We start from the raw sequence: 23,807 nt of genomic DNA, 5'->3' as shown, positions 1-23,807 counted from the left end.
TCAGGCCTCCATCAACAGGCAGGCCTGGGGCGGCAGGTGCACCGCCACGGGCTCGCCGACTGCACGACCACGGTTCAGGCCTTCGTTGTTTTCCCGCAGCATGACTTTGATGTCGTTGTTCAAGCGGCACTGGTACAGGGTCGCGGTGCCGACATACAGCACGGCCTCGATTACGCCGCGCAGATGATGCGGTTGATCCGCCGCGACCAGTTGCGAGCGCTCGGGACGAAACGCCAGTTGCACGCTGCTGCCATTCACGCCTTGCGGCGGGCAGGGGATTTCCACCGGCATGCCGTTGGGCACGAAGAGGTTTTCGTTGTGGTCGCCGCGCTTGAGTTCGCCGGGGAGGAAATTGATGTCGCCGATGAACTGGGCGACGAAACGGTGCTGCGGGCGTTCATAGATGTCGGTCGGGGTGCCGATCTGCAGGATCTTGCCGGCGGACATCACCGCGATCCGGTCGGACAGGGTCAGCGCTTCTTCCTGATCGTGGGTGACGAAGATGAAGGTGATTCCGGCTTCCTGCTGCACGCGCTTGAGTTCGACCTGCATTTCCTTGCGCAGCTTCAGGTCCAGCGCCGACAGCGGCTCGTCGAGCAACAGCACTTTCGGCTTCGGCGCCAGGGCCCGGGCCAGAGCCACGCGTTGTTGCTGGCCGCCGGATAATTCCGCCGGTTTGCGCCCGGCCAGATGCTCCATCTGCACCAGCGCGAGCATCTCGTCGACCCGTCCGGGAATCGTCTTGTGATCAAGACCCTGCATCTCGAGGCCGAAGGCGATATTCTGCGCGACACTCATGTGCGGAAACAGCGCGTAACTCTGGAACACCGTGTTGACCCGACGCTTGAACGGCGGCAGGTGATTGACCGTTTCGCCCGCCAGACGGATTTCGCCGTCGCTGACGTGTTCGAAACCGGCGATGGTGCGCAGCAGGGTGGTCTTGCCGCAGCCCGAGGGGCCGAGGAGGGTGAAAAACTCGTTGTCGGCGATGTTCACCGATACGTTGTCGAGGGCTGGCGCCAGGCCAGGGTCATCAGAATACCGCTTGGATACGTTACGCACTTCAATGGCTATTGGTTGACCCATAATGGTGCAATCCTCTAATTATTGTATGCAATATCTGAATGCAATTTAGAAATACCCGGATTAATCTGCTGGCGCAACCCCCATTTCCCTGACTGAGTCGTTCGTCGGGCAGCGTCGCCAGCGTTGAAGGAGCTTTCAAATGACCGAGAAAAAAACGGAAACCACGGTCGACCGCGTCTACCAAGGGGTTTACGAGGCGATCAGCAAGCGTTCGCTGCGTCCGGGGATGAAGCTGGGCGAGGCGTCGCTGGCGGAATTGTTCAATGTCAGCCGCACGTCGGTTCGCGCCGCGCTCAAGCAACTGGAGGCCGACGGACTGGTCACCACCGAGCCCAATAAAGGTGCGTCGGTGTCGCTGCCCAGCGATGAGGAAATCCGTTCCCTGTTCGAAACCCGGCGTCTGATCGAGATCGGCATCGTCACCGAACTGTGTCGGCGCAAGGACTCTGCGGCGATGCAGGACCTGCGTGATCATTTGCTGCTGGAAGACGAAGCCCACGAAGCCGGCGACCACGAGCGACTGATTCACCTGCTCGGCGAATTCCACATCAAACTGGCCCGCAGCCTGAACAACCCGGTACTGCTCGACTGGTTCCAGAAGCTGATTTCCCGCGCCTCGCTGTACGCCGCCGCGCTGGATGACGACAGCCACGAAGCCTGCCGCGACGACGAGCACCTGCGCCTGATCGAGTACATCGAGGCCGGCAATCAGAGCGCGGCGATCGAGCTGACCTGCATGCACCTGGACGGCATCCAGAAGGCGATCCTCGACGTCGCTGCGAAAATGAAGACCGGCTACCATCCGCTCAAACACCTGATCGGAGTGTGAGCGTCGAGTGCAGGTGAAATCGGCTATACCTCTAATGAAACCATCGCTGCCCGACACGCTCGAAACAGACGGGCGTGGCGTTTGAACGCGCGGCGATAGACCCGGACCCACTACAAGGCGTTGAAGCAGCTGATGCAGTTTTTATCCGATAGCCATGGGTGTGACGGCTGGCAAGGCGAGATGGCCGGGCGCATTCGTGCGTTTGACTGGAGCAGGACTGATCTGGGCCCCCTCGAAACCTGGCCGGCCAGCCTGTGCAGCACGGTCCAGCTGATGCTGGCCTCGCCGCTGCCGATGGTCATGCTCTGGGGCCATGCCGGTTACATGATCTACAACGACGCCTATTCGCGATTCGCCGGCGGCCGGCATCCGTACCTGCTCGGATCGCCGGTGGAACTGGGCTGGCCGGAGGTGGCCGATTTCAACCGGCATGTGGTCGACACTTGTCTGGCCGGCGGCACCCTGGAATATCGCAACAAGGTCCTGGTGTTGCTGCGCGATGGCGTACCCGAGGATGTCTGGCTCGATTTGTATTACAGCCCGGTGGCCAACGATGCCGGTATGCCTTCGGGTGTGATGGCGATGGTGGTGGAAACCACTGAACTGGTGCTGTCCGAACGCTTGCGTCAGGCCGCCGAAGACGCTTATCGCGCCGATAACGAGCGGGTGCGACTGGCACTGAATGCCGGGGCACTGCTTGGCTCGTTTGTCTGGGACGTCAGAAACAATGTGCTGTCGGCCGATGAGCGATTTGCCCGCACATTTTCCTTTCCGGCGGATCAGGACCTGACCAACCTGCCGCAGCACATTACCGAGGCGCACATTCATCCCGACGACCGCAGTTGGGTGCAGGAATGCGTCGAGAATGCGGTGCGCACCGGCGAGCCGTACAACGCCGAATACCGCGTGATACGCGCTGATGGCAGTTTCCTCTGGGTGCTGGCCAGCGGTTGCTGCGAGTTCGACGAGCAGGGACAGCCGTTCCGTTTCCCCGGTGTGTTGATCGATATTCACGAGCGCAAGACCGCCGAAGAGTCCCTGCTCAAATTCACCCGCAATCTCGAACAACGGGTAGCTGATGAAGTCGGCGCGCGTCTCTCCGCCGAAGAGCAACTGCGCCAGTCGCAGAAACTCGAATCCATCGGCGGCCTCACCGGCGGCGTGGCTCACGACTTCAACAACCTGCTGCAAGTGATCGCCGGCAACCTGCACCTGCTGGCGCGACATGAACCGAACAACGCCAACGTCCAGCGCCGGGTCAGCGCCTCGCTGGCGGCGGTGGAGCGCGGCGCCAAGCTGTCCTCGCAACTGCTCGCGTTTGCCCGGCGTCAGCCGCTGTCGCCGGCGGTTTGCAACCCACGCCAGATTTTCGAAGGCGTGGGCGAGTTGCTGCAACGGGCGCTGGGCGAAACCATTCAGATCGACGTGCAACTGCCTGTTGAGCCGTGGCACATCAACGTTGACCGCAATCAACTGGAAAACGCCATTCTCAATCTGGCGATCAATGCCCGGGACGCCATGAAGGGCGAGGGCACGATTGTACTCGGCGCCTCCAACCTCTCACTGGATCGGGCGTTCTGTTCGGGCAAGGGCATCGTGCCGGGGGATTTCGTCCGGGTTTCGGTCAGTGACAGCGGCGTGGGCATTGCCCCGCACATGCTCGAGCAGGTGTTCGAACCGTTCTTCACCACCAAGGCCGACGGCCAGGGCACCGGCCTCGGCTTGAGCATGGTCTTCGGCTTCGTCAAGCAGAGCGGCGGGCATGTGGAGATCGACAGTCGGATCGGCGAAGGCACGCGGGTGCAGTTGTACTTTCCACGCAGCCTGCGCCCCGTGCTCGATGACTCGCCGAGCGTCAATCATCAGCAGGCGGGTGGTCACGAGACGATCCTGGTGGTCGAGGACAACGAAGCGGTGCGCACCTCGGCGGTCGAACTGTTGCGCGAAGAAGGCTACCGCGTGCTGATCGCCGGCAACGGCGATGCGGCCATGCAGATGTTGATGGAAGGTGCGCGGGTCGACCTGATCTTCACCGACGTGGTCATGCCCGGTCTTATCAAGAGCTCCGATCTGGCGGCGTGGGCCAAGGTGCAAATGCCGCCGGTGGCGGTGCTGTTCACCTCGGGGCACACCCGCGACATCATCTCGCGCAACCACCAGCTCAGCCCCGACACCCATTTGCTCGGCAAGCCTTATGGCCCCGAAGCATTGCTGCAGATGATCCGTTCCGTGCTCAGCACCTGAGCTCCAAATCCCCTGACCAAGGCTGGCCGATGACTTCCAGACGCAATTCCAGTTCTGCCGCCGGCATGGTTCGCGTGCGCGGCGCCCGTGAACACAATCTGAAGAACGTGGACGTCGACATTCCTCGCGATGCACTGGTGGTGTTCACCGGGGTGTCGGGTTCGGGCAAGTCGTCGCTGGCGTTTTCGACGCTGTATGCCGAAGCCCAGCGGCGCTATTTCGAATCGGTGGCGCCCTATGCGCGGAGGCTGATCGATCAGGTCGGCGTACCGGACGTCGATTCCATCGAAGGTCTGCCCCCGGCCGTGGCCCTGCAGCAACAGCGCGGCACGCCGAGCACGCGCTCGTCGGTGGGCAGCGTCACCACGCTCTCGAGCCTGATCCGAATGCTGTACTCGCGCGCCGGCAGCTATCCGCCGGGTCAGCCAATGCTGTATGCCGAGGATTTTTCACCGAACACGCCGCAAGGCGCGTGCCCGCAATGCCATGGACTGGGCCGGGTTTACGAGGTCACCGAGGCGTTGATGGTGCCGGATCCGAATCTGACCATCCGCCAGCGTGCCGTGGCGTCCTGGCCGCTGGCCTGGCAGGGGCAGAACCTGCGCGACATCCTGGTGACCATGGGCATCGATGTCGATATCCCGTGGCGCAAGCTGCCGAAAAAACAGCGTGACTGGATCCTCTTCACCGAGGAAACACCGACCGTTCCGGTGTACGCCGGGCTGACGCCGGAAGAAACCCGCGTCGCCCTCAAGCGCAACATGGAGCCGAGCTATCAAGGCACGTTCACCGGCGCCCGGCGCTACATCCTGCACACGTTTACCCATTCGCAAAGTGCGCTGATGAAGAAGCGCGTGTCGCAGTTCATGATCGGCAGCCTGTGCCCGTTGTGCGATGGCAAGCGCCTCAAGCGTGAGGCGCTGTCGGTAACGTTTGCCGGGCATGACATCGGCGAGTTGTCGCGGATGTCTCTGTTGCAAGTCGCCGAAGTCTTGAAACCGGTGGCGGACGCGAGCTGGCTGGAACACGCCGATGAAAGCGGTGAAACCCTGACCCACAGCCAGACCCGCGAAGCCCGGCAACAACGCGTGGCTCATGGCGCCAGCGGCCACGCCAACGCGCCGGACGTGCGCCATACGCCGAACCTGTCGCTGGAAAAACGCCTGGCCGCGCAGCGCATTGCCGAGGACTTGCTGGAGCGGGTCAGCACCCTGACCGATCTCGGCCTCGGTTATCTGGCCCTGGAGCGCAGCACGCCGACCCTGTCGTCCGGCGAATTGCAACGCCTGCGACTGGCCACTCAATTGGGGTCGCAATTGTTCGGCGTGATCTACGTGCTCGACGAACCCTCCGCCGGCCTGCACCCGGCTGACGGCGAGGCGCTGTTCGAGGCCTTGCAGCGTCTGAAGGCCGACGGCAACAGCGTGTTTGTGGTCGAGCACGATCTGGACACCATGCGCCGCGCCGACTGGCTGATCGACGTCGGCCCGGCGGCCGGTGAAAAGGGCGGGCAGATTCTCTACAGCGGCCCGCCGCCGGGGCTGGCCGCGATCGAGGAATCGCAGACCCGCGCCTATCTGTTCGCCGAACAGCAACGGCCGAACCGCGCCGCGCGCAAACCGTCGGGCTGGCTGAAACTCGACGGCGTCACACGCAACAACCTGAATAACCTCAGCGCCGAATTTCCCCTGGGTTGTTTCACTTCGGTCACCGGTGTTTCCGGTTCGGGCAAATCCAGTCTGGTCAGCCAGGCGCTGCTGGAACTGGTCGGCGCGCAGCTCGGGCGCAGCGTCAGTGACGCCGAGCCGGAAGAGCTCAATCTGGAAGACGATACCCCGTCTGCCAGCACCGGCCAGGTCAGCGCCGGGCTGGAGTCGATCAAGCGTCTGGTGCAGGTCGATCAGAAACCCATCGGCCGCACGCCGCGTTCGAATCTGGCGACCTACACCGGGCTGTTCGACAACGTGCGCAAGCTGTTTGCCGCGACCGATGAGGCGAAAGCGGCAGGTTACGACGCCGGGCAGTTTTCCTTCAATGTCGCCAAGGGGCGCTGCCCGACCTGCGAAGGCGAGGGGTTTGTCAGTGTCGAATTACTGTTCATGCCCAGCGTTTATGCGCCGTGCCCGACCTGTCACGGCGCGCGTTACAACCCCGAAACCCTGGCCATCCTCTGGCAGGGCTTGAGCATCGCGCAGGTGCTGAAGCTGACGGTGGACGAAGCGGTGACGGTGTTTGCCGAGCAACCGGCGATCCGCCGTTCGCTGGAGGTACTGCGCGACATCGGTCTCGGTTACCTGCGCCTCGGGCAACCGGCGACCGAGCTGTCCGGCGGCGAAGCCCAGCGGATCAAACTGGCCACCGAGCTGCAACGCAACCAGCGCGGCGCGACGCTGTATGTGCTGGATGAACCGACCACCGGGTTGCACCCGCGCGACGTTGATCGTTTGCTCGAACAACTGGATACGCTGGTCACGGCGGGGCACACGGTGATCGTGGTCGAGCATGAAATGCGCGTGGTGGCGCAGAGCGACTGGGTGATCGACATCGGTCCGGGTGCGGGGGATCAGGGCGGCAAGATCGTCGTGGCCGGAACGCCGCAGAAAGTGGCGGCGAGCAAGAAGAGCCGGACTGCGCCGTTTCTTTCTCGTGCCCTCAGCCGCTAGCCATAGCGTGTCGAATATCGTCATCGCCAGCAGGCTGGCTCCCACAGATTGCTGGTTTTCCATGTGGGAGCCAGCCTGCTGGCGATGGCGGTGTATCAGGCGCCGTCGAGCGTGCGGCGTACCTTGTCCAGCAACTCGCGGATCTGGAACGGCTTGACCAGCATCTCCATGCCGGCCCCGAGGAACACCTGGCGGTTGATCGCGGTTTCCGCGTAACCGGTCATGAACAGGATCGGCAGCGCTTCACGCCAGCCCCGGGCAACGTCCGCCAGTTCACGGCCGGTCATGCGTGGCAGGCCCACGTCGGTCAGCAGCAGGTCGATCGACGGGTCGTTCCGCAAGCGCTCCAGCGCGGTTTCGATATCGGCCGCCTGGGTGCAGCGGTAGCCGGCGTCTTCCAGCACTTCGGTGACGAACAGGCGCACCGCCGGCATGTCTTCGACGATCAACACATGCTCGCCCGAGCCTTGCGGATCGATGGTCACCGGGGCCACATCGACAGCGGTCGGATCACTGGTGGCCGGCAGCATGATCGTCACTTCGGTGCCGCGTCGCGCGACGCTGCGGATGTGCGCATCGCCACCGGATTGACGAGCGAAACCGTAGATCGTCGACAGCCCCAACCCGGTGCCCTGGCCCAGCGGTTTGGTGGTGAAAAACGGCTCGAACACCTTATCGATGACGCTGTGCTCGATGCCGGTACCGTCATCGCGCACCGATAGCGCCACATAGGAACCATCGGCGAGGTTCGGGTCGCCGTGGGAATACGCCGCGTAAGTGCTGACCCAGATATTGCCGCCCCGTGGCAATGCGTCCCGGGCGTTGATCACCAGGTTGAGCACTGCGCTTTCGAGCTGGATCGGATCGACCAGCGCGATGGCAGGTTTGGTGGTCATTTCCAGTTTGAGGGCGATGCGTTCGCCGATGGTGCGCACCAGCAATTCTTCCAGCGAGCGGACGTGCTTGTTGATGTCCACCGGACGGGTGTCGAGCGGTTGCTGGCGGGCAAAAGCCAGCAGGCGATGGGTGAGCGAGGCCGCACTCATCGCCGAGTTCAGAGCTGCTTCGGCGTAAAACTGCACCTTGTCCGGGCGGGCATCGGCGACCCGTTTCTGGATCAGCTCAAGGCTGGTGATGATCCCGGTCAGGAGGTTGTTGAAGTCGTGGGCAATGCCGCCGGTGAGTTTGCCCAGCGCATCCATTTTCTGTACTTGCAGCAGTTGCGATTCGGCGCGTACCCGGTCGGCGACTTCCTTGGCCAGTTGCGTGGTGGTGTCGTCCAGCCGCGCCAGGTGCGAACGTTCGCGGTGACGGTGTTCGGTGACGTCTTCGACGAACACCAGGCTCAGTTTCGGGGTGCGGTAGGGGGAAATCTGCCACTCGGTCTCACGGATCTCGCCCTGCACGCGCATGTTCAGCGTGCCTTTCCAGCGTTCGCCATCCACCAGCCGCAGGCGCAGTTCGTCGAGGATCGCGCTCTGATCCTCGGCGAAGCATTCGCTGAGGGGCTGCGGGTCGCGGTTGTCCTGGATCAGTTGGGAGAAAGCGTGGTTGCACTCGTGGACTTTCAGGTCGGCATCCAGCACCGCGATGGGCGCGGAGATGTTGACGAAGATCTCGCGGAAACGCGCCTCGCTTTCGCGCAACGCGTTCTCCGTGTCGCGCACCCGAAGCAGGGTGCGCAATGTTGCCAGCAGCACGTCGGGATCGACTGGGTGAATCAAATAGGCATCGGCTCCGGCATCAAGGCCGGTGATGATGTCGCCGGTCTGGATCGACGCGGCCGACACGTGGATCACCGGGAGCAGGGCGGTGCGGGCGTCGGCGCGCAGTTCGCGGACAATATCGAAGCCGCTCATGTCCGGCAGGTTGACGTCGAGAATCAACGCGTCGAGCTTTTCACTGGCGATCAATGCCAAGCCATCGCCACCGGTGCCGGCCTCTAACACCTCATAGCCGTGGCGTTCCAGCCGTCGGCGCAAGGCGTAGCGGGTGGCGACGTTGTCATCGACGATCAACAGACGGATGTCATGTTTCATCGACGCTCTCCTGGGCGATCGCCAACGGGATGATCACGAAAAAGCACGAACCCACGCTCGGGGTACTCTGGACGCCGACCTCGCCACCGAGCAGTTCGGCGAAGCGTTTGCACAGGGACAAGCCGAGCCCGGTGCCGCGCAGGCGTTTTTGCAGCGGTGAGTCGACCTGAGAAAAGTCTTCAAACAAGGTGCCATGCAGCTCCGAAGCGATACCGATACCGGTGTCGCTGACGGCGAACCGTACCTTGTCCTCACCCTCAAGGCGTGCCGAGATCCTTACTTCACCACGGGTGGTGAATTTCAGCGAGTTGGAAATGAAGTTGCGCAGAATCTGCGCGAGCTTCTTGTCGTCGGTATAGAGACGCGGCAGGCCCACTGGCTCTTCGAAAATCAGGTCTACGGCAGTGGCGTCGACAATCGGCCGGAACATTCCGCGCAACGCCGCGAACAGGTCGAACATGTCGAACCACGCAGGCGAAATGCTGATGCGTCCGGCCTCGATCTTCGCCAGGTCGAGCAGGTCGTCGACCATGTCGCTGAGTTCCCGGGCGGCGCTGCTGACGAAGGCCACCTGTTTGTGCTGCTCGGGGCTGAGGGGACCGTCGAGTTCGTCGGCCAGCAGGCTGTTGATGCTCAGGATCGAGCCCAGCGGTGTGCGGAACTCGTGGCTCATGTACGACAGAAAGCGGCTTTTCAGATCGGACGCCTGACGCAGTTGTTCGGCCTGGGTGTCGAGTTCGGCGTACAGCGCCAGCACGCCCTGATTGGTTTCGTCGAGCTCTTCGCGCAACGCAACGGTTTCGCTCTGCAACTGGGCGATCAACGCAGCCTGTTCGGCATTGCTCAGTGTCGGGGACTCAGCCATGGGCGGCCTCCAGGGCAACGACCAGCACCGTTACATCGTCGCGCCCGCGACAGAAATCGCGGTGCAGGACGGTGGCTATCACGGCGGGATGGCGATGCACCAGACCGGGGTAGTCTTGAAGGTTCCAACGGGACTGCAAGCCATCGCTGTACATGATCAATAGATGTCCGTTCACGTGAGCATAGTCAAAGGGCTGGGCTTTTCGGTATTGGCCGCCGACTATCCCCGGATGCGAGGCCAGTCCGCGCGACTTGTCTGAGGCGATCAGGCTGGCACCGATGTTACCGACACCGGTGAACGACAGACTGGCACGCCCGGCATGAAACTGCGCGAATGCCACTGCGCCACCCCGGCTCCCGATCATTTCCCGGTGCATGTCTTCCATCAGGACCGTTGGCGCACCGAACGGGCTCAGGGCAAAGGCTTTCTCTCCTGCTCGGGCCGCACGCTCGGCGTCTTCGCCATGGCCCAGACCATCGACGATCAGGGCACTGATGTCACTGCCGTGAATCGCCAGATGCCAGACGTCGCCGCAGGCGGGATCGTTGTGCAGCGAGTGTTGACTGACACCATACGGCATATCCAACTGCCGGTCGCTGCGCGGATACAGACGAGCCAGCAGCACAGCGCCGCGATGATCGGCAAATACGTCGAAGATATCCGCCTGTCGAGCCACTGCACCGAGGCCGATGCCCTGAGTACCACCGGTGGAAAAGCCGTCCGCCAGACACGCGTCCAGATCAAACCCCTGGGCACGGTCGACCGCAATCATCTCGATACCGTCGTCACCCTGACGGGGCAACAGGCGCAGGTGCAATTCCCCGCGCCCGGCGTGCTTGAGCACATTGCTCGCCAGCTCCGTGGCCACCAGCGCCACACGGCCTGCGTCGCTTTCGCCAAAACCGTGTTGCTCGGCCAGACGCTGGGCCGTACGCCGGGCATGGCCGATCTGGCTGCTGTCCTCGATCACCAACACCTGGGTCAATGTCCCGCTGATGTTCATGTCCATCGGGTGATCGTTATGCGAGTGCCTTTGCCGGGCTCGGTGTCCAGTTCAAATTCGTCCACCAGCCGCTTGGCCCCGGTCAGCCCCAGGCCCAGACCGCTGCCGGAGGTCCAGCCGTCGGTCATCGCCAGTTTGATGTCGGGAATGCCCGGGCCTTCATCGCGAAAGGTCAGGCGCAGGCCGACCTTGTGGTTGTCGTCGAGGATCTGCCAGTCCATGTCGCCACCCCCGCCATACACCATAGTGTTGCGCGCCAGCTCGCTGACGGCGGTCACCAGTTTGGTCAGGTCGATCAGGCGCATGCCGCATTCGGTGGCCAGTTTGCGCGCCTGTTGCCGGGCCAGCACCACGTCCTGCTCGATGTTGATCGGTTGGGTACCGCTGCTGCGCACGGTCATTGCTGGCGTACTCGTTCCTGCAGCAGTTTCATGCCGCGCTCGACGTTCAGCGCGGTACTGACGCCTGGCAGGTACAGACCGAGCTCGACCAGGGTAATGGCGACCGCCGGCTGCATGCCGACGAGCATGGTTTCGGCATCCATGATTTTCGACAGGCCGGAAATGGTGCCGATCATCCGGCCAATGAACGAATCGACCATGTCCAGCGCCGAGATGTCGATCAGCACCCCGCGCGCGGAGGTCTTGCTGATGCGCTCGGACAGGTCGTCCTGCAAGGTGAGGGCGAGCTGGTCGTGCATGTCGACCTGGATGGTCACCAGCAGGAAGTCACCCATCTGAAGAATCGGGATACGTTCCATTGTTCAGACCGTCTTGGTGAGGGTGATGCCCAGACGGGTCAGGGCCAGCTTCAATGCGTCGGCCAGATTGGCTTTGGTGACCACGCCTTGCAGGTCGAGGCCCAGGTGCACGATGGTCTGGGCAATCTGCGGACGCACGCCGCTGATGATGCAGTCGGCGCCCATCAGGCGAATCGCGGTCACGGTCTTGAGCAGGTGTTGGGCGACCAGCGTGTCGACGGTCGGCACGCCGGTGATGTCGATGATGGCGATTTCCGAGCCGGTGTCGACGATGCGTTGCAGCAGCGATTCCATCACCACTTGGGTACGTTGCGAGTCGAGGGTGCCGATCATCGGCAAGGCGAGCACGCCGTCCCACAGCTTGACCACCGGGGTCGACAGTTCCAGCAGTTCTTCCTGCTGGCGCTTGATCACCGCTTCACGGGATTTCTGGAACGTGCGAATGGTGTACAGGCCAAAAGCATCGAACAGTTCGGAAATTTCCCAAAGCTGTTCGGCGAGCAGGGCGGGCTGGTCCTGATAATGGTTTTGCAGCAGGGCGAACAGCGGGCCCTTGAGCGAGAAAATGAAGCTGGCGGTCTGCTGGGAATCCTGACCGAGCTGGGCGCGGCTGTGGGAGAGTTTTTCGAGGAACTGGCGCATGCCTTCCCAGCCCGGCGCGGCGATGTTGGTGCCGCTGTCGTTTTCCAGGCCGCTGACCACCAGTTGCAGGAATTCACTGGTTTGCTGCTGCAAGTCGTGTTCTTTGAGATTGCGGGTGGCACCGCTGTCGACCAGTCCTTTAGTCCATTCGCCCAGCAGTTGTACCTGTTTGTTTTTCATCGCATCGAGTGTGCTGTTCTGCAGTGCTGCCATGTGCCTGTTGCTCCATTGCGAATAGGGGGCCGGTTCTTCGGGAAATGACCGGCGCGAAGTGAATGACCTTGGCCGTTCGAAATAGTTGTTCGTTCCCGCGAGGATATTTTTGATTTGCCGCAAGCAACGCACCGGTAACTCTAGTCGGCGTGGCCGGGAATGCTGATCTTTTGCCTGCAACAAGGCCCCAACGCAAAGAGGCCGCGTCCAATGGAGGCGGCCTCTTTGTTTACCTGGCGGTTACTTGCTGGGGTGTTTGGCCTGCAGCTCTTTGGCGTGGGCCAGGTGTTTTTCCAGTGCCGGCAGCATTTTCTGCGCAAAGGCTTTGAGTTCGGTGGCGCCTTTGACTTTGTCGTCGGTCACGGTGTTGGCTTGTTTCTTGAACAGCTCGATGGTTTCTTCGTGAGCCTTCACCTGATTGTTGGCATAGGCGGCGTCGAACGACTCATCACGGACTTCGAGTATTTTTTCCTTGGCCTGTTTGACCAGGGTCGTGGTGTCCGGCACCTCGATGTCGTTGGCCTTGGCAATTGTCGCCAGTTCATCGTTGGCCTTGCCGTGGTCGGTGATCATCATGTTGGCAAACGCTTTGATGTCGGCGGATTGGCTTTTTTCCAGCGCCAGGCGACTGGTTTCGATTTCAGCGATGCCGCCGGCCGCTGCGTTGTCGACAAAATCGTTGTCGGTAGCGGCGAAAGCCGAGCCCATGCCGGTGCTCAATGCAACGGCCAGAAAGAGATGACGCAGTTTGAATCCGTCCATTGGTGTTTCTCCACGCAGGTTTTTGTGAGCGTTATTCAATGGAGGGAGTTCGCCGACCAAAGGTTTTATCGCATTTGCGAAAGGGCGACGAACGGACACCGCTGGTCTGACAGGTGGTCGACAGAAGTGGCCAACCGAGGCCATTCTGATACCTGGCCAGCGCAATCGGTCGCGTTGGCTGCCGATCAACTGACGGAGGTGTTCCATGCCGGTGACCCATGATTTGTTACAGGACTTGAAACTTACAAAGGAAGAGATCCAGCAACGACGCACCGCGGATCCACATCTGGATGCACTGATCAACAAGTATTCCCAGGCGGACGCCGAAGTCGTCAAGGCCGAGACGGCGACCTCGGATGCACCCAGCGACGACACCCTGAAGAAACTCAAAGAGAAACGCCTGCAGGTCAAAGACAAGATCGTCGAGCAGTTGCAGGCTCGATCCTGACCGTCAGTCGCACCACCGGCCTGCGGTGGCGAATTGACTGGAACGACAGCCCCGACCGGCACCTCGAATGTTCAGAGTCTTCACATTGCGACTCTCAACGAGGTGCCTTATGAACGATCCAAAATTCCCCAGTGAAGAACAGGGCGCATTCGACCCGGTTCCCACGCATCCCGAGCCGAACAGTCCGGCGCACACCGTCCGTAATCCTGAAGAGGAACGCGAAAGCGAGGAAGTGCCGGAGGACGAAGACCCGGAAACCTTCGATAGATCCAGTAACTGACTATCCGCTATCGCCAGCAGGCTGGCTCCCACATTTGGGATGCAAATTCTTTGTGGGAGCCAGCCTGCTGGCGATAGGGCCAGTCGACCCAATACAAAGTCCAGGGCCTCACTTCAAGGCGGCGTCCAATGGCATCCGCGCCATGTGCGTCGCCTTCAGCGAGCCGAAATACAGCCAGTCGCCATACTCGCGCACCGTGGTGATCGGCGAGTAATTGCCGGCGCTGGCATCCTGCAGATTGGCGATAACCTTACCGTCCAGATCCAGCCCCAGCACGAACCCGCGCTTTTCCACCGGTTTGGGCAGCACGGTCATCGCCCGCACCAGCATCTTGCGCACGAAAGGGTGGGCGGCGGTACGGTCGAGCAACGGATTGCGAGGCGTGTACAACGCCACCCAGAAACGATCCCGGCCATTGAAGGCGAGGTTGTCCGGCAGCCCCGGCAGATTGTCGATGAACAGGTCATGGGTGCCGGCCTGCGGCCCGGTCAGCCAGTAGCGGCTGATGCGGTAGGCGCCGGTTTCATTGACCAGCACATAGGCGTCTTCCGGGCCGAGGGTCACGCCGTTGGCGAACTCCAGCTTGTCCAGCAATACGCTGGTTTTTCCGGTCTGGAAGTCGTAACGCAGCAGGCGCCCGTCGCCGCCATGCTCGATGATCGCTTCGCCATCGTGGCCGTAACCCCAGCGACTGGAGGCATCGCTGAAGTAGGCGTAATGCCCGGACTTGTCGATGGCCACGTCATCGGTAAACCCGAACGGCAGGCCATTGGCTTCGGTGGTCAGCGCCACCAGTTGCCCCTGTGCATCAAGGGATAGCAAACCCTTGACCCCGTCGGCGATCACCAGCAAACCGTTGGGATGCCGCGCCAGCCCCAGCGGCCGGCCGCCGGTATCGGCCAGCACCTTGCGCTGCTGGCCATCGAGACTGGTGCGCAGCAGGCGTCCGTCGTGCAGTCCGGTGATCAGAAAGTCGTTTTCCAGCAGCAGCGCTTCCGGGCCTTCGATGTCACTTGGACCGACCTGTGCCGCGCTCTTGAGCCGCTGATTGTCAGCGTACTGGCCCTCGGTCAGCGAGGGCGCCGGTTGCGGCGTCCAGGCCACGGGCTCGACCCTGGTCGGCATCAACAGCAAAAAGCCCAGAACCCCGACAACCAGCAGCAACACCAGATAACGCCATCTCACACGTGGGCTCCCGCGAGCGCGAGATGCCGGGTGGCCATGTCGCGCAGGGCCAGCATCGATGTTGCCGACTCGCGCTCGATGCGCCGCTTGAGCAGCAAGTGGTTGGCGATGCGCAGGCCGATCCCTTCGAACCGGTAATCGAGAGTGCGCACGAACCGCGTGGCAGCGTCGTGCGCCGAGCATTCATAGGTCAGCCGCAACGACAGCCCCTGATCACCCTGGGCCCGGGCGCACCAGCGTCGGCCGGGCAGGTACTCGGTGACCTCCCAGCGCAAATGCCCCTCGCGACCGCCGGCATGGATGTCCTCGTCGAATCGTGCGCCGGCATGCAACGCACCGCTCGGGCCGTCGATCTTCAGCGAAGACGGGTGCCACTCCGGCCAGCGACTGACGGTGGCGGCGTAGGCGAGGACGGCGATCGGATCGCCGGCGATATCGACTGTGTGCTGCATGCGGGTCATGGGCGTTCTCGAATCGGTCAAAGGGGCGATTTCCGGCTCCCGGTAGAGGGTGCCGAACAGGTAGTCCATCAGCGGAAAAACGATATTGAAATTACGCTCCTGCATGTGCTCGCGACGGTGATGCAATTCGTGCAGACGGCGCATCTGGCGGATCCACGGCAGGCGGGTCAGCGGGTTGTGCGGCGGCAGATGCTCGCAGGCATGAAACACTTCATAGGTCAGGTAACCGAACACCATGCAGCCACCGAACAGTCCGGCGACGTTGCTGTTGACCTGCGCGAACAGCCACCACAGGGGCAGGGTGATCGCCAGCGTGTGCAGCACGATCAGCCAGGCCGGGAACAGGATCACCCGCCAGTCGCGGGCGCCGTCGTAGGTCATGTGGCCGGGGGTGAAAAAGCTGTGATGATCGCCGGCATGCCGGGCATAGAACATCCGCGCGAAGCGCTTTTTGTGGTGGCCGAGGTGGCGGTGCACCATGTACACGCCGAAATTGAAGAACAACAGGGTCAGTGGCACGGTCAGCCATTCCAGCGCCTGCACCTGGTGCACGCTGCTCCAGAACGCGCCGATGGCCAGCACGCCGAACAGCAGCACGAACGCGCCGTGCAGCCATGGGTTGTAGCGGGGATGAATCGCCGCCCGGTAGCGGCTGCGAAATGCCTCGGTGGTCTGCCTCACTGCGCTCACCTGCGGATATTGTCGTTATCCCGGCAGCGTAGCCGATCCCGCCGTTTGTGCAGCGCCAACCTTCAGGTCACAAGTGCCATGCTCCGGTGCATAGCGGCCGTCAGCTCAACGGGTTCCAGCGCTGCGACCAGTCGTCATCGGCTCTGATCACCTCACGCAGCAGGTCGAACGCCTGTTGCAGGATCGCCGAGTCGCGGTCACGGGAGTAGACGAGGTAGGTCGGGTAGCCGAATTCCGGGGCTTTGGTCACCGGCTCCAGCGCGCCGCTTTCCAGGTAGGTGCGCACGACCCGGGTTCGGAAATAGCCGCTGCCGCCGTTCTCGAGAATGTATTGCAGGGCCAGCGGGCCGAGGTTGAAGCTCAGGGCAGCCTTGGCTTTTTCCGGCAGGGCGGCGTCGTGCTGGCGGCGGAAGTCCGGGCCCCAGTCGATGTACACGTAAGGGGCAGGGCGGCCGGGCGTGGTCACCAGAATCAGTTTCTCTTCCAGCACTTGCTCGACCTGCAGCCCCGGCCAGTATTCCGGCTGATAGACCAGCACCGCATCGAGTACGCCCAGTTCGAGCTGACGCAGCAGGTTTTCACCATCGCGGATCTCCATGCGCAAGGCGTGACCGGGGATTTTCTCGCGCAATTCGGCGGCCCAACTGAGCATTAACGGGTTGCACAGGCTGACCTCGCCGCCGATGTGCAGCACGTTGTGATAGCCCTCGGGCAAAGGCAGGTCCCGGCGTGCGGCTTCCCAGGTCTGCACCAGCTGATTGGCGTAGACCACGAAGGCCTCGCCGTTGGCGGTCAGCCGCGCACCGGCACGGTTGCGCACGAACAGCGTGCTGCCCAACTGGCTTTCCAGTTTCTGGACCCGGGCGGTGATTGCCGTTTGCGTGACGAACAGTTTCTCCGCCGCCGCGGCGAGGCTGCCGTGGCGGACGATTTCCAGAAAGGTGCGGGCGAGGTCGATGTCCATGGGCGGGCCGGTGGTTGAGGTCCGCGCATTGTACGGGCAGCCCCGGGACCGCGTCATTGTTCAGTCAGCCACTTCGACTTCACGCACCCGCGCCCAATCTTCCACCAACCGCGCCGGCGTGCAGCAAGTCTTGCGCTTGTAGACGAAGTTGCGGCACTTCTCGGCAAACTGATTGCGGTTGTACAGCATGTCTTCCTGCATCTCCCGCAGCTCCGCCTCGCGGCACTGACGAATCAACACATGATCGACCCGCAGCTTGCGTTCGCGCACCGGCGCATAAGTCGGATCGCTCAGCACACTGTTGGCCCGTTGCAGCAGCCACAGCGAGAACTCGTCCGGGCAGCGCGGGCCGATTTCCTGAACCATGCCCAGTTGCAGCGCCTGCGCAGCGCTGACCGGCAGACAGGCCTGGGTCAGTTGTTCGGCCATGGCCGGGCCGACGGCGCGGGGCAGGCTGTAGGTCCAGTATTCCGAGCCATACAGGCCCATGCTCTTATAGTGCGGATTGAGCACGATATCGGCGCGGGCGAACACGATGTCAGCCGCCAGGGCGAGCATCACACCACCGGCGCCAGCATTGCCGGTAACCCCGCTGACCACCAGTTGCCGTGCGCTGAGCAATTCTTCGCACACATCGTCGATGGCCTGGATATTGGCCCAGGCTTCGGCGCCCGGATCTTCGGCGGCCTGGATCACGTTCAGATGCACGCCATTGGAAAAACTGCCGCGTCCGCCCTTGATCAACAGCACCTGAGTGTCGCGGGATTTAGCCCAGCGCAGGGCCTCGACCATGCGCCGGCACTGCTCGGTGCTCATGGCGCCGTTGTAGAACTCCAGCGTCAGCTCGCCGACCAGACCGGACTCGCGATACCGGATCGGTTGATACGGCTCGTCGCTGAACGGCGCGTTGGCAATCGACCAGTCCAGCACCGGCACGCCAGACAACTGACCGGCCAGCACATGCCGCGCCGGACGCTTGAAGGTTTCCTCGCCCGGTTGCGGTTTGCGCCGCAGCGAGCCGATCCACAGGCTGTGATCACCGGTCGCCACCAATACCGCGTCGTCGTGCACCGCGAGAATCTCGCCGGGCATGCCGGTGCGCTGATCGAGGTGCGCGTCGTACACGTAATACTGCCCGCCGGCGAGGCTGGCGAGTACGCCGGGCTGGCCGTCCGCCGCGTCGATGCAGCGCTTGATGAAGCGCGAGCAGTCGTGCCAGCTGAAGGTGCGGTCGTCCTGTTTCATGTTCGGCTGCAAACGCCCGCGTACTTTCGGATCGTTGTAATCCAGCGCTACCGGCACGAAGCCGTCGATGAATTTCTCCACCACTTCGCGGATGCAACGGATCGCCGCGTCGCTGACCCGGCCGTTGTACAACTCGGATTTGCGCAGCCCCGTTGGCAGGTTGAACTCGCAGGTGGCCCAGACCGGGCCGGCGTCCATTTCTTCCACCGCTTGCAGGGCGGTCACGCCCCAGGATGGCAGCTCGCGCATGATCGCCCAATCCAGTGCGCTGGCACCGCGATCGCCGACGATGCCCGGGTGGATGATGACGACCGGACGCTGCGGGTTGCTCCACAGCGCGTGGGGAACGCGGTCCTTGAGAAACGGGCAGATCACCAGCTCGGCGCCGCTGTTTTCGATCTGCTCGCACACGGCGGTTTCGTCGGTGAACAGCACCACGCTGGGTGAGTGCCCGGCCTGACGCAGTTCCAGCCAGGCACGCTGGGTCAGGCCGTTGAACGCCGACGACAGAAGAATGATGTTGAGTGATCGCATGATTTCTCGTCCTTGAAAGGTCAGCCGCAGGCTCCCGGTGAGCCGTCCGTGGCTATCGATGGAGGCGCAAGGTTAGAGACTGGCGTGGGGGGCGCCACTGATCGAGATCAACGTTGTGTCAGGCAATGTTGCCGTGCCGACGGCGTGTCTTATTCTCAAAGGTTTGCTGATCCTGATTTTTTATTACTTCAAATGTATCCGGCGCTATTGCACAGTCGCACCCCTGATCACCGCCGGAAGATCCCGGCGTATCCATGGATTTTCGCAGCGGGTGGAGCCCGTTTTCAGGGAGTAAGGCATGGGGAGTCACAACCCGCATTACCAGGTCATCGGGCAGATGTTCCAAAAGGACTACCGATGGTTGTGCGCAGCGGTCAGCCGTACCCTCGGCTGCCCGCACAGCGCGCAGGACATCGCTTCGGAAACTTTTCTTCGGGTTTTGGCACTGCCCGATCCGCTGGCGATTCGCGAACCCCGCGCGCTGCTGACCACGATTGCGCGGCGGCTGGTCTATGAAGGCTGGCGCCGGCAGGATCTGGAGCGCGCTTATCTGCAAAGCCTTGCCTTGGCGCCGGAACCGGTGCACCCGTCGCCCGAGGAACGGGAATTGGTGATCGAAACGCTGCTGGCGGTGGATCGCTTGCTCAACGGCCTGTCGGCCAAGGCCAAGGCTGCGTTTCTCTATCACCAGCTCGATGGCCTGACCTACAGCGAAATCGGCGAACGCCTCGGTGTGTCCACCAGCCGTGTGCAGCAATACATGGTCGAGGCGTTCAAACGTTGCTATCAGGCGATGCAGGCATGAGGCCGGACGACACGCTGATCGACGAAGCCGCGCAATGGATGGCGCTGCTGCAATCGGGGCACGTCAGCTTGCAGGAGCGCGCGGCCTTCGACGCCTGGCGCACGGCGGATCCACGGCATCAGCAAATCATCGAGCAAATGGGTGGCGGGTTGAGCCTGCTGCGCCATGCAAACCTGCGCGGCTTGCCGCGTGAGAGTGTCCTGCACAGCCTGAATGCACCGTCCAGTCGCCGTCGATTCCTCAGCGGCAGTTTGAGTGTGCTCGGGATCGCGGTGCTGGCGGGTCTGCTCGGGCGACACTATGACTGGCTGCCGGAGGCCGGCGAGTTGTCGACCGGTACCGGCGAGCGTCGGGAATTCACGCTGGAGGATGGCAGCGCCCTTACGTTGAATGCCCGCAGCCGCGTGGTGCCGCGCTTCAACAATCTCGAGCGCCTGCTGGACTTGCGCAGCGGTGAGCTGCTGATCGATGTCGCAAAAAATCTGTCCCGGCCGTTTGTGGTCGAAACCGAGCATGGGCGGATGCGCGCGCTCGGGACGAAATTTTTGGTGCAGCGCGGTGAGGATTCGACGCGGCTGGTGATGTTGCATTCGCAAGTCGAAGTGGTCACTGCCAGCGGCGCGCGGGAAGTGGTGGAAGCGGGTGAAAGTCTGCTGTTCAACGCTCAGGAAATCCTCGCCCTGGAACCCAGCAAAGGGCAGGAAAGTGCCTGGGTGCAAGGGCGGCTTGAAGTGCGCGATCGCCCCTTGAGCGAAGTCATCGGCAGCCTGCGCAGCTACCGTCGCGGCATCCTGCACTTGAGCCCGGAGGTCGCCGGTTTGCGCCTCAGCGGTCTCTATCCGCTGGACGACAGCGACCGCACCCTGCAACTGCTGGAGCGTTCGCTGCCGATCCGTGTCACCTGGCACAACCCGTACTGGGTCAGCATCGAAGCACGGTTATAAATCCATAACTTCCCGGTCTATCCGTCCCCCTATAAAAAGCGCCGGCCCGCTGCTCATTCCCTGCAGACGCCTTCAACAGGGAAGCCCCTCATGTTTTCATTCAAACAACAACAATTGTCCCGCCTGACACTGGCCATCGTGCTGGCGACGGGTATGGTCCCGGCCGCCGTTCTGGCGCAAGACGCCGCCACTCAAGTCTTTACCTTCGACATTGCCGCCGGGGCCCTCGACGAGGTGCTGCTGGACATCTCGCGCCAGACCGGTGTGCCGATTTCCTTCAGTCAGAATCTGGTTCAGGGCAAACGCAGCAGTGCGGTGCGCGGCGCATTGGGGGGCCGCCAGGCGGTGGAGAAGGCTTTGCTCGGCAGTGGTCTGCAAGTCGAACAGGGGGCGCAGGGCCTCAGCATTCGCCCGGCCGATACGCCGAGTGCCACGCCGGTCAAGGCCGCTGCCGTGGTACCCGCCAGCACTGCCGATTACCGCATGGAAAAAGTCACCGTCACCGGCTCGCGCATCGCCCGCGCGCAGAGCGATGGTGCGACCCCGGTCAATGTCATCACCCACGAAGAAATGGAAGCGCGCGGCTACAAGAACGTCTACGACGCCCTCGCCACGCAGACGCAAAACACCGGCATGACCCAGGGCGAAGACTACGGCAATACCTGGCAACCGGCGGCCAGCGCCCTCAACCTGCGCGGCCTCGGCCCGAACCACACGCTGGTGCTGATCAACGGCCGACGGGTCGCCGATTACCCGACGCCGTACGACGGCAAGGTCAACTTCACCAACCTGGCGAACATTCCGTCGGCGATCATCGAGCGCATCGAAGTGCTCAGCAGCGGCGCTTCGGCGATCTATGGTTCGGACGCGATTGCCGGGGTGGTGAACATCATCCTCAAAGACAAAATGAATGGCGTCGACGTCAATCTCAAGGGCGGCACCAGCGAGCGCGGCGGCGGTGACAACCAGCGCTTGCAGATCAGCGGCGGCGGCAGCTGGGGCGACTTCGACGGGCTGTTCGGGCTCGAACTGACCAATCGCGATCCGATCTGGGCCGATGATCGCGGCTTCATGCAGAGCGGGCCGCTGGCGGATGTCGGCTACCGTCGCGACCTGACCAACAACCGCTATCTGGGACCCGGCTGTGGCGCGTATCAGGGCACGTTCGACAACAAGCTGTTCAACAGCGGCGGGCGCTGCCGCACCGACCAGATTTACAACGATTACTGGACGGTGCAAACCCAGAAGGAAAACTACGACGGCTACACCCGTGGCACCTGGCATTTCAGCGACAGCGGGCAGGTTTTCGCCGATCTGATGTACGGCCTCGATCACATCCAGAACAACACACGCGGCCCGAGCTTCACCTCGCCGGATTTCATCAACCAGAACAGCGGCAATCTGGAGCGTTGGTATCGACGCTTCGGCGAAGAGGAAATCGGTGGGCGCACCAGCAACAACAGCAAGTGGCGCGACACCTCCTGGACCGGCACCCTGGGCCTTTCGGACAAGATCGCCGACACCGGGTGGAACTATGAACTGGCGGCCAACCGGTCCGAGTACAAAAGCGTGCGCACCACCCGTTACACGCCGCTGTCGTCGATCCAGGATTTCTACCTCGGCCCGCAACTGGGCACCCGTGGCGGTTACCCGGTGTTCGCGCCGGATGCCTCGCGCCTCGACCGGCCACTGACGCAGCAGGAATGGGAGCAGTTTCGCGGCAACCTGACGCAGAGCAGCAAGTCGGTTTCCACCAGTTACAACGCGTCGGTCAACGGCGAGTTGTTTGACCTGCCCGCCGGTCCGGTGGGATTTGCCGGCGTGCTCGAGGCGGGCAAGCAGGAATATCGCATCGATCCGGATGACAGCCTTAATGACGGCAGTTTCTACGGCGTGACCCCGGCGCAAAGCTCCGGCGGCTCGCGCAAGCGTTACGCGGCCGGCGGCGAGTTCAGCATTCCGGTCACCGACACGGTGCTGGCGACAGCCGCAGGGCGCTGGGACCAATACAAATTCAGTGGCCGCACCGAACAACAGAAAACCTACAACCTCGGCCTGGAATGGCGGCCGGTGAACAGCCTTTTGGTGCGCGGCAGCTACGGCACCAGTTTCCGCGCCCCGGACCTGAACTACATCTATCAGTCTGACAGCAACGGTTACTACCCGGCGCAGATCGACTATTACGGTTGCAGCCAGGGCGTGGAGGGCGCCTGTGATCGCGGGCGGGTCGATTACACCCAGAGCGGCACGGCGGATCTGGAATCCGAACGCGGCAAATCCTGGACCTACGGTTTCGTCTGGTCGCCGTCGCGCAATTTCGATTTCTCCACCGATTTCTGGCGGGTGGAGATCGATGACCTGCTGACCACCGTCGACGAAAACCGTCTGCTGCAGCAAGAGAACGAATGCCGCAATGGCACCCAGGACATCAACTCGGCCAACTGCCAGTCGACCCTGGCGCGCGTCGATCGCAATCCCGGCAACGCCGCCGTCGATCCCAATCAGTTGCAGCGGGTGCGGGTGAACGCGATCAACGCCGCCAGCGAGCGGGTCAGCGGCCTGGACTTCAAGAGCAACATCCGCTGGGGCGCCGGGCAGTACGGCGCGTTCAGTTCGGCGCTGGGTTACACCCTGGTGCTCTCGCACTACTACAAGGAATCGGACGAAGCCCCGACCCAGGACTGGCGCACCTCGCGCACCAACTACGACTGGCGCAGCAAGGTCAACGCCAGCCTGACCTGGGATTACCAGAAAGCTACGGCGACGCTGATGGGGATTCGTTACGGCTCGGTCACCAACGGCGCGGGCGACGGGCGTCTGTCGCCGTGGACGGTGTTCAACGCCAGTGCACGGTACAAGCTCAACGACCGGGCGAGTGTCGGGCTGACCGTGAACAATGTGCTCAATCAGGTCAAGCATGACGACTCGGCGGGATGGCCGTATTACCCGACCGGCAACTACGACCCGTACGGGCGCCAGTGGTGGCTGGATGTGAGTTATCACTTCGGGAGTTGAAGGCGGAATAATGCCCGGTAGCGTCCTACGGAAGTTGCCGGACTTTGGGCGAAAACGGGGATATTTCCGACGACTTTTTAAGGTTGGCCGTCGGAAGCAGGGCCTATAGCATCGGTCGTGACATGAAGTC

20 protein-coding genes are annotated in these 23,807 nt (G+C 62.4%); 8 read left to right on the top strand and 12 right to left on the bottom strand.

Annotation, left to right across the window (positions count from 1 at the left end):
- Positions 1 to 1,086 (bottom strand): ABC transporter ATP-binding protein, encoded by a 1,086-nt coding sequence (locus tag ACEN93_RS03975; RefSeq protein WP_495611084.1) that lies wholly within the window; start codon positions 1,084 to 1,086, stop codon positions 1 to 3.
- 139 nt (positions 1,087 to 1,225) lie between these two features.
- Between ACEN93_RS03975 and ACEN93_RS03970 the strand changes: the two genes are divergently transcribed.
- The 3 genes from ACEN93_RS03970 to ACEN93_RS03960 all read left to right on the top strand — a co-directional run bounded on the left by ACEN93_RS03970 (position 1,226) and on the right by ACEN93_RS03960 (position 6,822).
- The gene (locus tag ACEN93_RS03970) at positions 1,226 to 1,915 is read left to right on the top strand and encodes a GntR family transcriptional regulator (RefSeq protein WP_039768861.1); all 690 of its coding nucleotides are present in this window, start codon (positions 1,226 to 1,228) and stop codon (positions 1,913 to 1,915) included.
- A gap of 132 nt (positions 1,916 to 2,047) precedes the next feature.
- Positions 2,048 to 4,159: a hybrid sensor histidine kinase/response regulator gene (locus ACEN93_RS03965; RefSeq protein ID WP_495611083.1), complete on the top strand. Its 2,112-nt coding sequence runs from the start codon at positions 2,048 to 2,050 to the stop codon at positions 4,157 to 4,159.
- Between the two features lie 29 nt (positions 4,160 to 4,188).
- Entirely contained in the window at positions 4,189 to 6,822 is a 2,634-nt protein-coding gene (locus tag ACEN93_RS03960; protein WP_495611082.1) for an excinuclease ABC subunit UvrA, read from the top strand.
- 95 nt (positions 6,823 to 6,917) lie between these two features.
- Here the strand turns inward: ACEN93_RS03960 and ACEN93_RS03955 are convergent, their stop codons facing one another.
- The 7 genes from ACEN93_RS03955 to ACEN93_RS03925 all read right to left on the bottom strand — a co-directional run bounded on the left by ACEN93_RS03955 (position 6,918) and on the right by ACEN93_RS03925 (position 13,106).
- Positions 6,918 to 8,861 carry a PAS domain-containing hybrid sensor histidine kinase/response regulator gene (locus tag ACEN93_RS03955; RefSeq protein WP_074690300.1) on the bottom strand — a complete coding sequence of 648 codons (1,944 nt, stop codon included), beginning with the start codon at positions 8,859 to 8,861 and terminating at the stop codon, positions 6,918 to 6,920.
- Positions 8,851 to 9,726: a sensor histidine kinase gene (locus tag ACEN93_RS03950; protein WP_074690302.1), complete on the bottom strand. Its 876-nt coding sequence runs from the start codon at positions 9,724 to 9,726 to the stop codon at positions 8,851 to 8,853. The genes ACEN93_RS03955 and ACEN93_RS03950 overlap by 11 nt, the downstream gene beginning before the upstream one ends.
- On the bottom strand, positions 9,719 to 10,729 hold the full coding sequence (locus ACEN93_RS03945; RefSeq protein ID WP_039769014.1) for an ATP-binding protein: 1,011 nt from the start codon (positions 10,727 to 10,729) through the stop codon (positions 9,719 to 9,721). Before ACEN93_RS03945 ends, ACEN93_RS03950 begins: the two co-directional genes overlap by 8 nt.
- Positions 10,726 to 11,130, bottom strand: a complete 405-nt coding sequence (locus ACEN93_RS03940; RefSeq protein ID WP_039768856.1) for an anti-sigma regulatory factor — start codon at positions 11,128 to 11,130, stop codon at positions 10,726 to 10,728. Before ACEN93_RS03940 ends, ACEN93_RS03945 begins: the two co-directional genes overlap by 4 nt.
- Positions 11,127 to 11,489 carry an STAS domain-containing protein gene (locus ACEN93_RS03935; RefSeq protein WP_011334518.1) on the bottom strand — a complete coding sequence of 121 codons (363 nt, stop codon included), beginning with the start codon at positions 11,487 to 11,489 and terminating at the stop codon, positions 11,127 to 11,129. Before ACEN93_RS03935 ends, ACEN93_RS03940 begins: the two co-directional genes overlap by 4 nt.
- Before the next feature lie 3 nt (positions 11,490 to 11,492).
- On the bottom strand, positions 11,493 to 12,344 hold the full coding sequence (locus ACEN93_RS03930; RefSeq protein ID WP_074690304.1) for an STAS domain-containing protein: 852 nt from the start codon (positions 12,342 to 12,344) through the stop codon (positions 11,493 to 11,495).
- A 240-nt stretch (positions 12,345 to 12,584) separates the two neighbouring features.
- Positions 12,585 to 13,106, bottom strand: coding sequence for a DUF4142 domain-containing protein (locus tag ACEN93_RS03925; protein ID WP_039768854.1), 522 nt, complete (start codon positions 13,104 to 13,106; stop codon positions 12,585 to 12,587).
- 205 nt (positions 13,107 to 13,311) lie between these two features.
- On the opposite strand from ACEN93_RS03925, the gene ACEN93_RS03920 reads away from it, so the two are divergent.
- Complete coding sequence (locus ACEN93_RS03920; protein WP_039768852.1) at positions 13,312 to 13,554, top strand: HP1242/YdcH family protein; 243 nt, start codon at positions 13,312 to 13,314, stop codon at positions 13,552 to 13,554.
- A 109-nt stretch (positions 13,555 to 13,663) separates the two neighbouring features.
- The gene (locus ACEN93_RS03915; RefSeq protein WP_166742314.1) at positions 13,664 to 13,834 is read left to right on the top strand and encodes a hypothetical protein; all 171 of its coding nucleotides are present in this window, start codon (positions 13,664 to 13,666) and stop codon (positions 13,832 to 13,834) included.
- Between the two features lie 108 nt (positions 13,835 to 13,942).
- On the opposite strand, the gene ACEN93_RS03910 is transcribed toward ACEN93_RS03915, so the two are convergent.
- The 4 genes from ACEN93_RS03910 to ACEN93_RS03895 form a co-directional block, all read right to left on the bottom strand.
- Entirely contained in the window at positions 13,943 to 14,959 is a 1,017-nt protein-coding gene (locus ACEN93_RS03910) for an SMP-30/gluconolactonase/LRE family protein (protein WP_371855447.1), read from the bottom strand.
- A 56-nt stretch (positions 14,960 to 15,015) separates the two neighbouring features.
- Positions 15,016 to 16,161, bottom strand: coding sequence for an SRPBCC family protein (locus ACEN93_RS03905; protein ID WP_163975487.1), 1,146 nt, complete (start codon positions 16,159 to 16,161; stop codon positions 15,016 to 15,018).
- Positions 16,162 to 16,270: 109 nt separating this feature from the next.
- Positions 16,271 to 17,134, bottom strand: a complete 864-nt coding sequence (locus ACEN93_RS03900) for a LysR family transcriptional regulator (RefSeq protein ID WP_495611081.1) — start codon at positions 17,132 to 17,134, stop codon at positions 16,271 to 16,273.
- A 60-nt stretch (positions 17,135 to 17,194) separates the two neighbouring features.
- Positions 17,195 to 18,913, bottom strand: a complete 1,719-nt coding sequence (locus ACEN93_RS03895; RefSeq protein WP_210710868.1) for a hydrogenase maturation protein — start codon at positions 18,911 to 18,913, stop codon at positions 17,195 to 17,197.
- Positions 18,914 to 19,211: 298 nt separating this feature from the next.
- Between ACEN93_RS03895 and ACEN93_RS03890 the strand changes: the two genes are divergently transcribed.
- The 3 genes from ACEN93_RS03890 to ACEN93_RS03880 all read left to right on the top strand — a co-directional run bounded on the left by ACEN93_RS03890 (position 19,212) and on the right by ACEN93_RS03880 (position 23,677).
- Positions 19,212 to 19,718 carry a sigma-70 family RNA polymerase sigma factor gene (locus ACEN93_RS03890; RefSeq protein WP_011334510.1) on the top strand — a complete coding sequence of 169 codons (507 nt, stop codon included), beginning with the start codon at positions 19,212 to 19,214 and terminating at the stop codon, positions 19,716 to 19,718.
- On the top strand, positions 19,715 to 20,662 hold the full coding sequence (locus ACEN93_RS03885) for a FecR domain-containing protein (RefSeq protein WP_495611080.1): 948 nt from the start codon (positions 19,715 to 19,717) through the stop codon (positions 20,660 to 20,662). The genes ACEN93_RS03890 and ACEN93_RS03885 overlap by 4 nt, the downstream gene beginning before the upstream one ends.
- A gap of 90 nt (positions 20,663 to 20,752) precedes the next feature.
- Positions 20,753 to 23,677 carry a TonB-dependent receptor domain-containing protein gene (locus tag ACEN93_RS03880; protein ID WP_495611079.1) on the top strand — a complete coding sequence of 975 codons (2,925 nt, stop codon included), beginning with the start codon at positions 20,753 to 20,755 and terminating at the stop codon, positions 23,675 to 23,677.
- Positions 23,678 to 23,807 lie beyond the last annotated feature (130 nt).

Source organism: Pseudomonas sp. Pseusp21 (assembly GCF_059492145.1).
This window is presented reverse-complemented; position numbering and strand designations above follow the sequence as displayed.

Bases quoted from the DNA above. Each gene is read 5' to 3' on its own strand.
- ACEN93_RS03975 (WP_495611084.1), bottom strand. From the start codon at position 1,086: ATGGGTCAACCAATAGCCATTGAAGTGCGTAACGTATCCAAGCGGTAT.
- ACEN93_RS03970 (WP_039768861.1), top strand. From the start codon at position 1,226: ATGACCGAGAAAAAAACGGAAACCACGGTCGACCGCGTCTACCAAGGG.
- ACEN93_RS03965 (WP_495611083.1), top strand. From the start codon at position 2,048: ATGCAGTTTTTATCCGATAGCCATGGGTGTGACGGCTGGCAAGGCGAG.
- ACEN93_RS03960 (WP_495611082.1), top strand. From the start codon at position 4,189: ATGACTTCCAGACGCAATTCCAGTTCTGCCGCCGGCATGGTTCGCGTG.
- ACEN93_RS03955 (WP_074690300.1), bottom strand. From the start codon at position 8,861: ATGAAACATGACATCCGTCTGTTGATCGTCGATGACAACGTCGCCACC.
- ACEN93_RS03950 (WP_074690302.1), bottom strand. From the start codon at position 9,726: ATGGCTGAGTCCCCGACACTGAGCAATGCCGAACAGGCTGCGTTGATC.
- ACEN93_RS03945 (WP_039769014.1), bottom strand. From the start codon at position 10,729: ATGAACATCAGCGGGACATTGACCCAGGTGTTGGTGATCGAGGACAGC.
- ACEN93_RS03940 (WP_039768856.1), bottom strand. From the start codon at position 11,130: ATGACCGTGCGCAGCAGCGGTACCCAACCGATCAACATCGAGCAGGAC.
- ACEN93_RS03935 (WP_011334518.1), bottom strand. From the start codon at position 11,489: ATGGAACGTATCCCGATTCTTCAGATGGGTGACTTCCTGCTGGTGACC.
- ACEN93_RS03930 (WP_074690304.1), bottom strand. From the start codon at position 12,344: ATGGCAGCACTGCAGAACAGCACACTCGATGCGATGAAAAACAAACAG.
- ACEN93_RS03925 (WP_039768854.1), bottom strand. From the start codon at position 13,106: ATGGACGGATTCAAACTGCGTCATCTCTTTCTGGCCGTTGCATTGAGC.
- ACEN93_RS03920 (WP_039768852.1), top strand. From the start codon at position 13,312: ATGCCGGTGACCCATGATTTGTTACAGGACTTGAAACTTACAAAGGAA.
- ACEN93_RS03915 (WP_166742314.1), top strand. From the start codon at position 13,664: ATGAACGATCCAAAATTCCCCAGTGAAGAACAGGGCGCATTCGACCCG.
- ACEN93_RS03910 (WP_371855447.1), bottom strand. From the start codon at position 14,959: ATGCCGACCAGGGTCGAGCCCGTGGCCTGGACGCCGCAACCGGCGCCC.
- ACEN93_RS03900 (WP_495611081.1), bottom strand. From the start codon at position 17,134: ATGGACATCGACCTCGCCCGCACCTTTCTGGAAATCGTCCGCCACGGC.
- ACEN93_RS03895 (WP_210710868.1), bottom strand. From the start codon at position 18,913: ATGCGATCACTCAACATCATTCTTCTGTCGTCGGCGTTCAACGGCCTG.
- ACEN93_RS03890 (WP_011334510.1), top strand. From the start codon at position 19,212: ATGGGGAGTCACAACCCGCATTACCAGGTCATCGGGCAGATGTTCCAA.
- ACEN93_RS03885 (WP_495611080.1), top strand. From the start codon at position 19,715: ATGAGGCCGGACGACACGCTGATCGACGAAGCCGCGCAATGGATGGCG.
- ACEN93_RS03880 (WP_495611079.1), top strand. From the start codon at position 20,753: ATGTTTTCATTCAAACAACAACAATTGTCCCGCCTGACACTGGCCATC.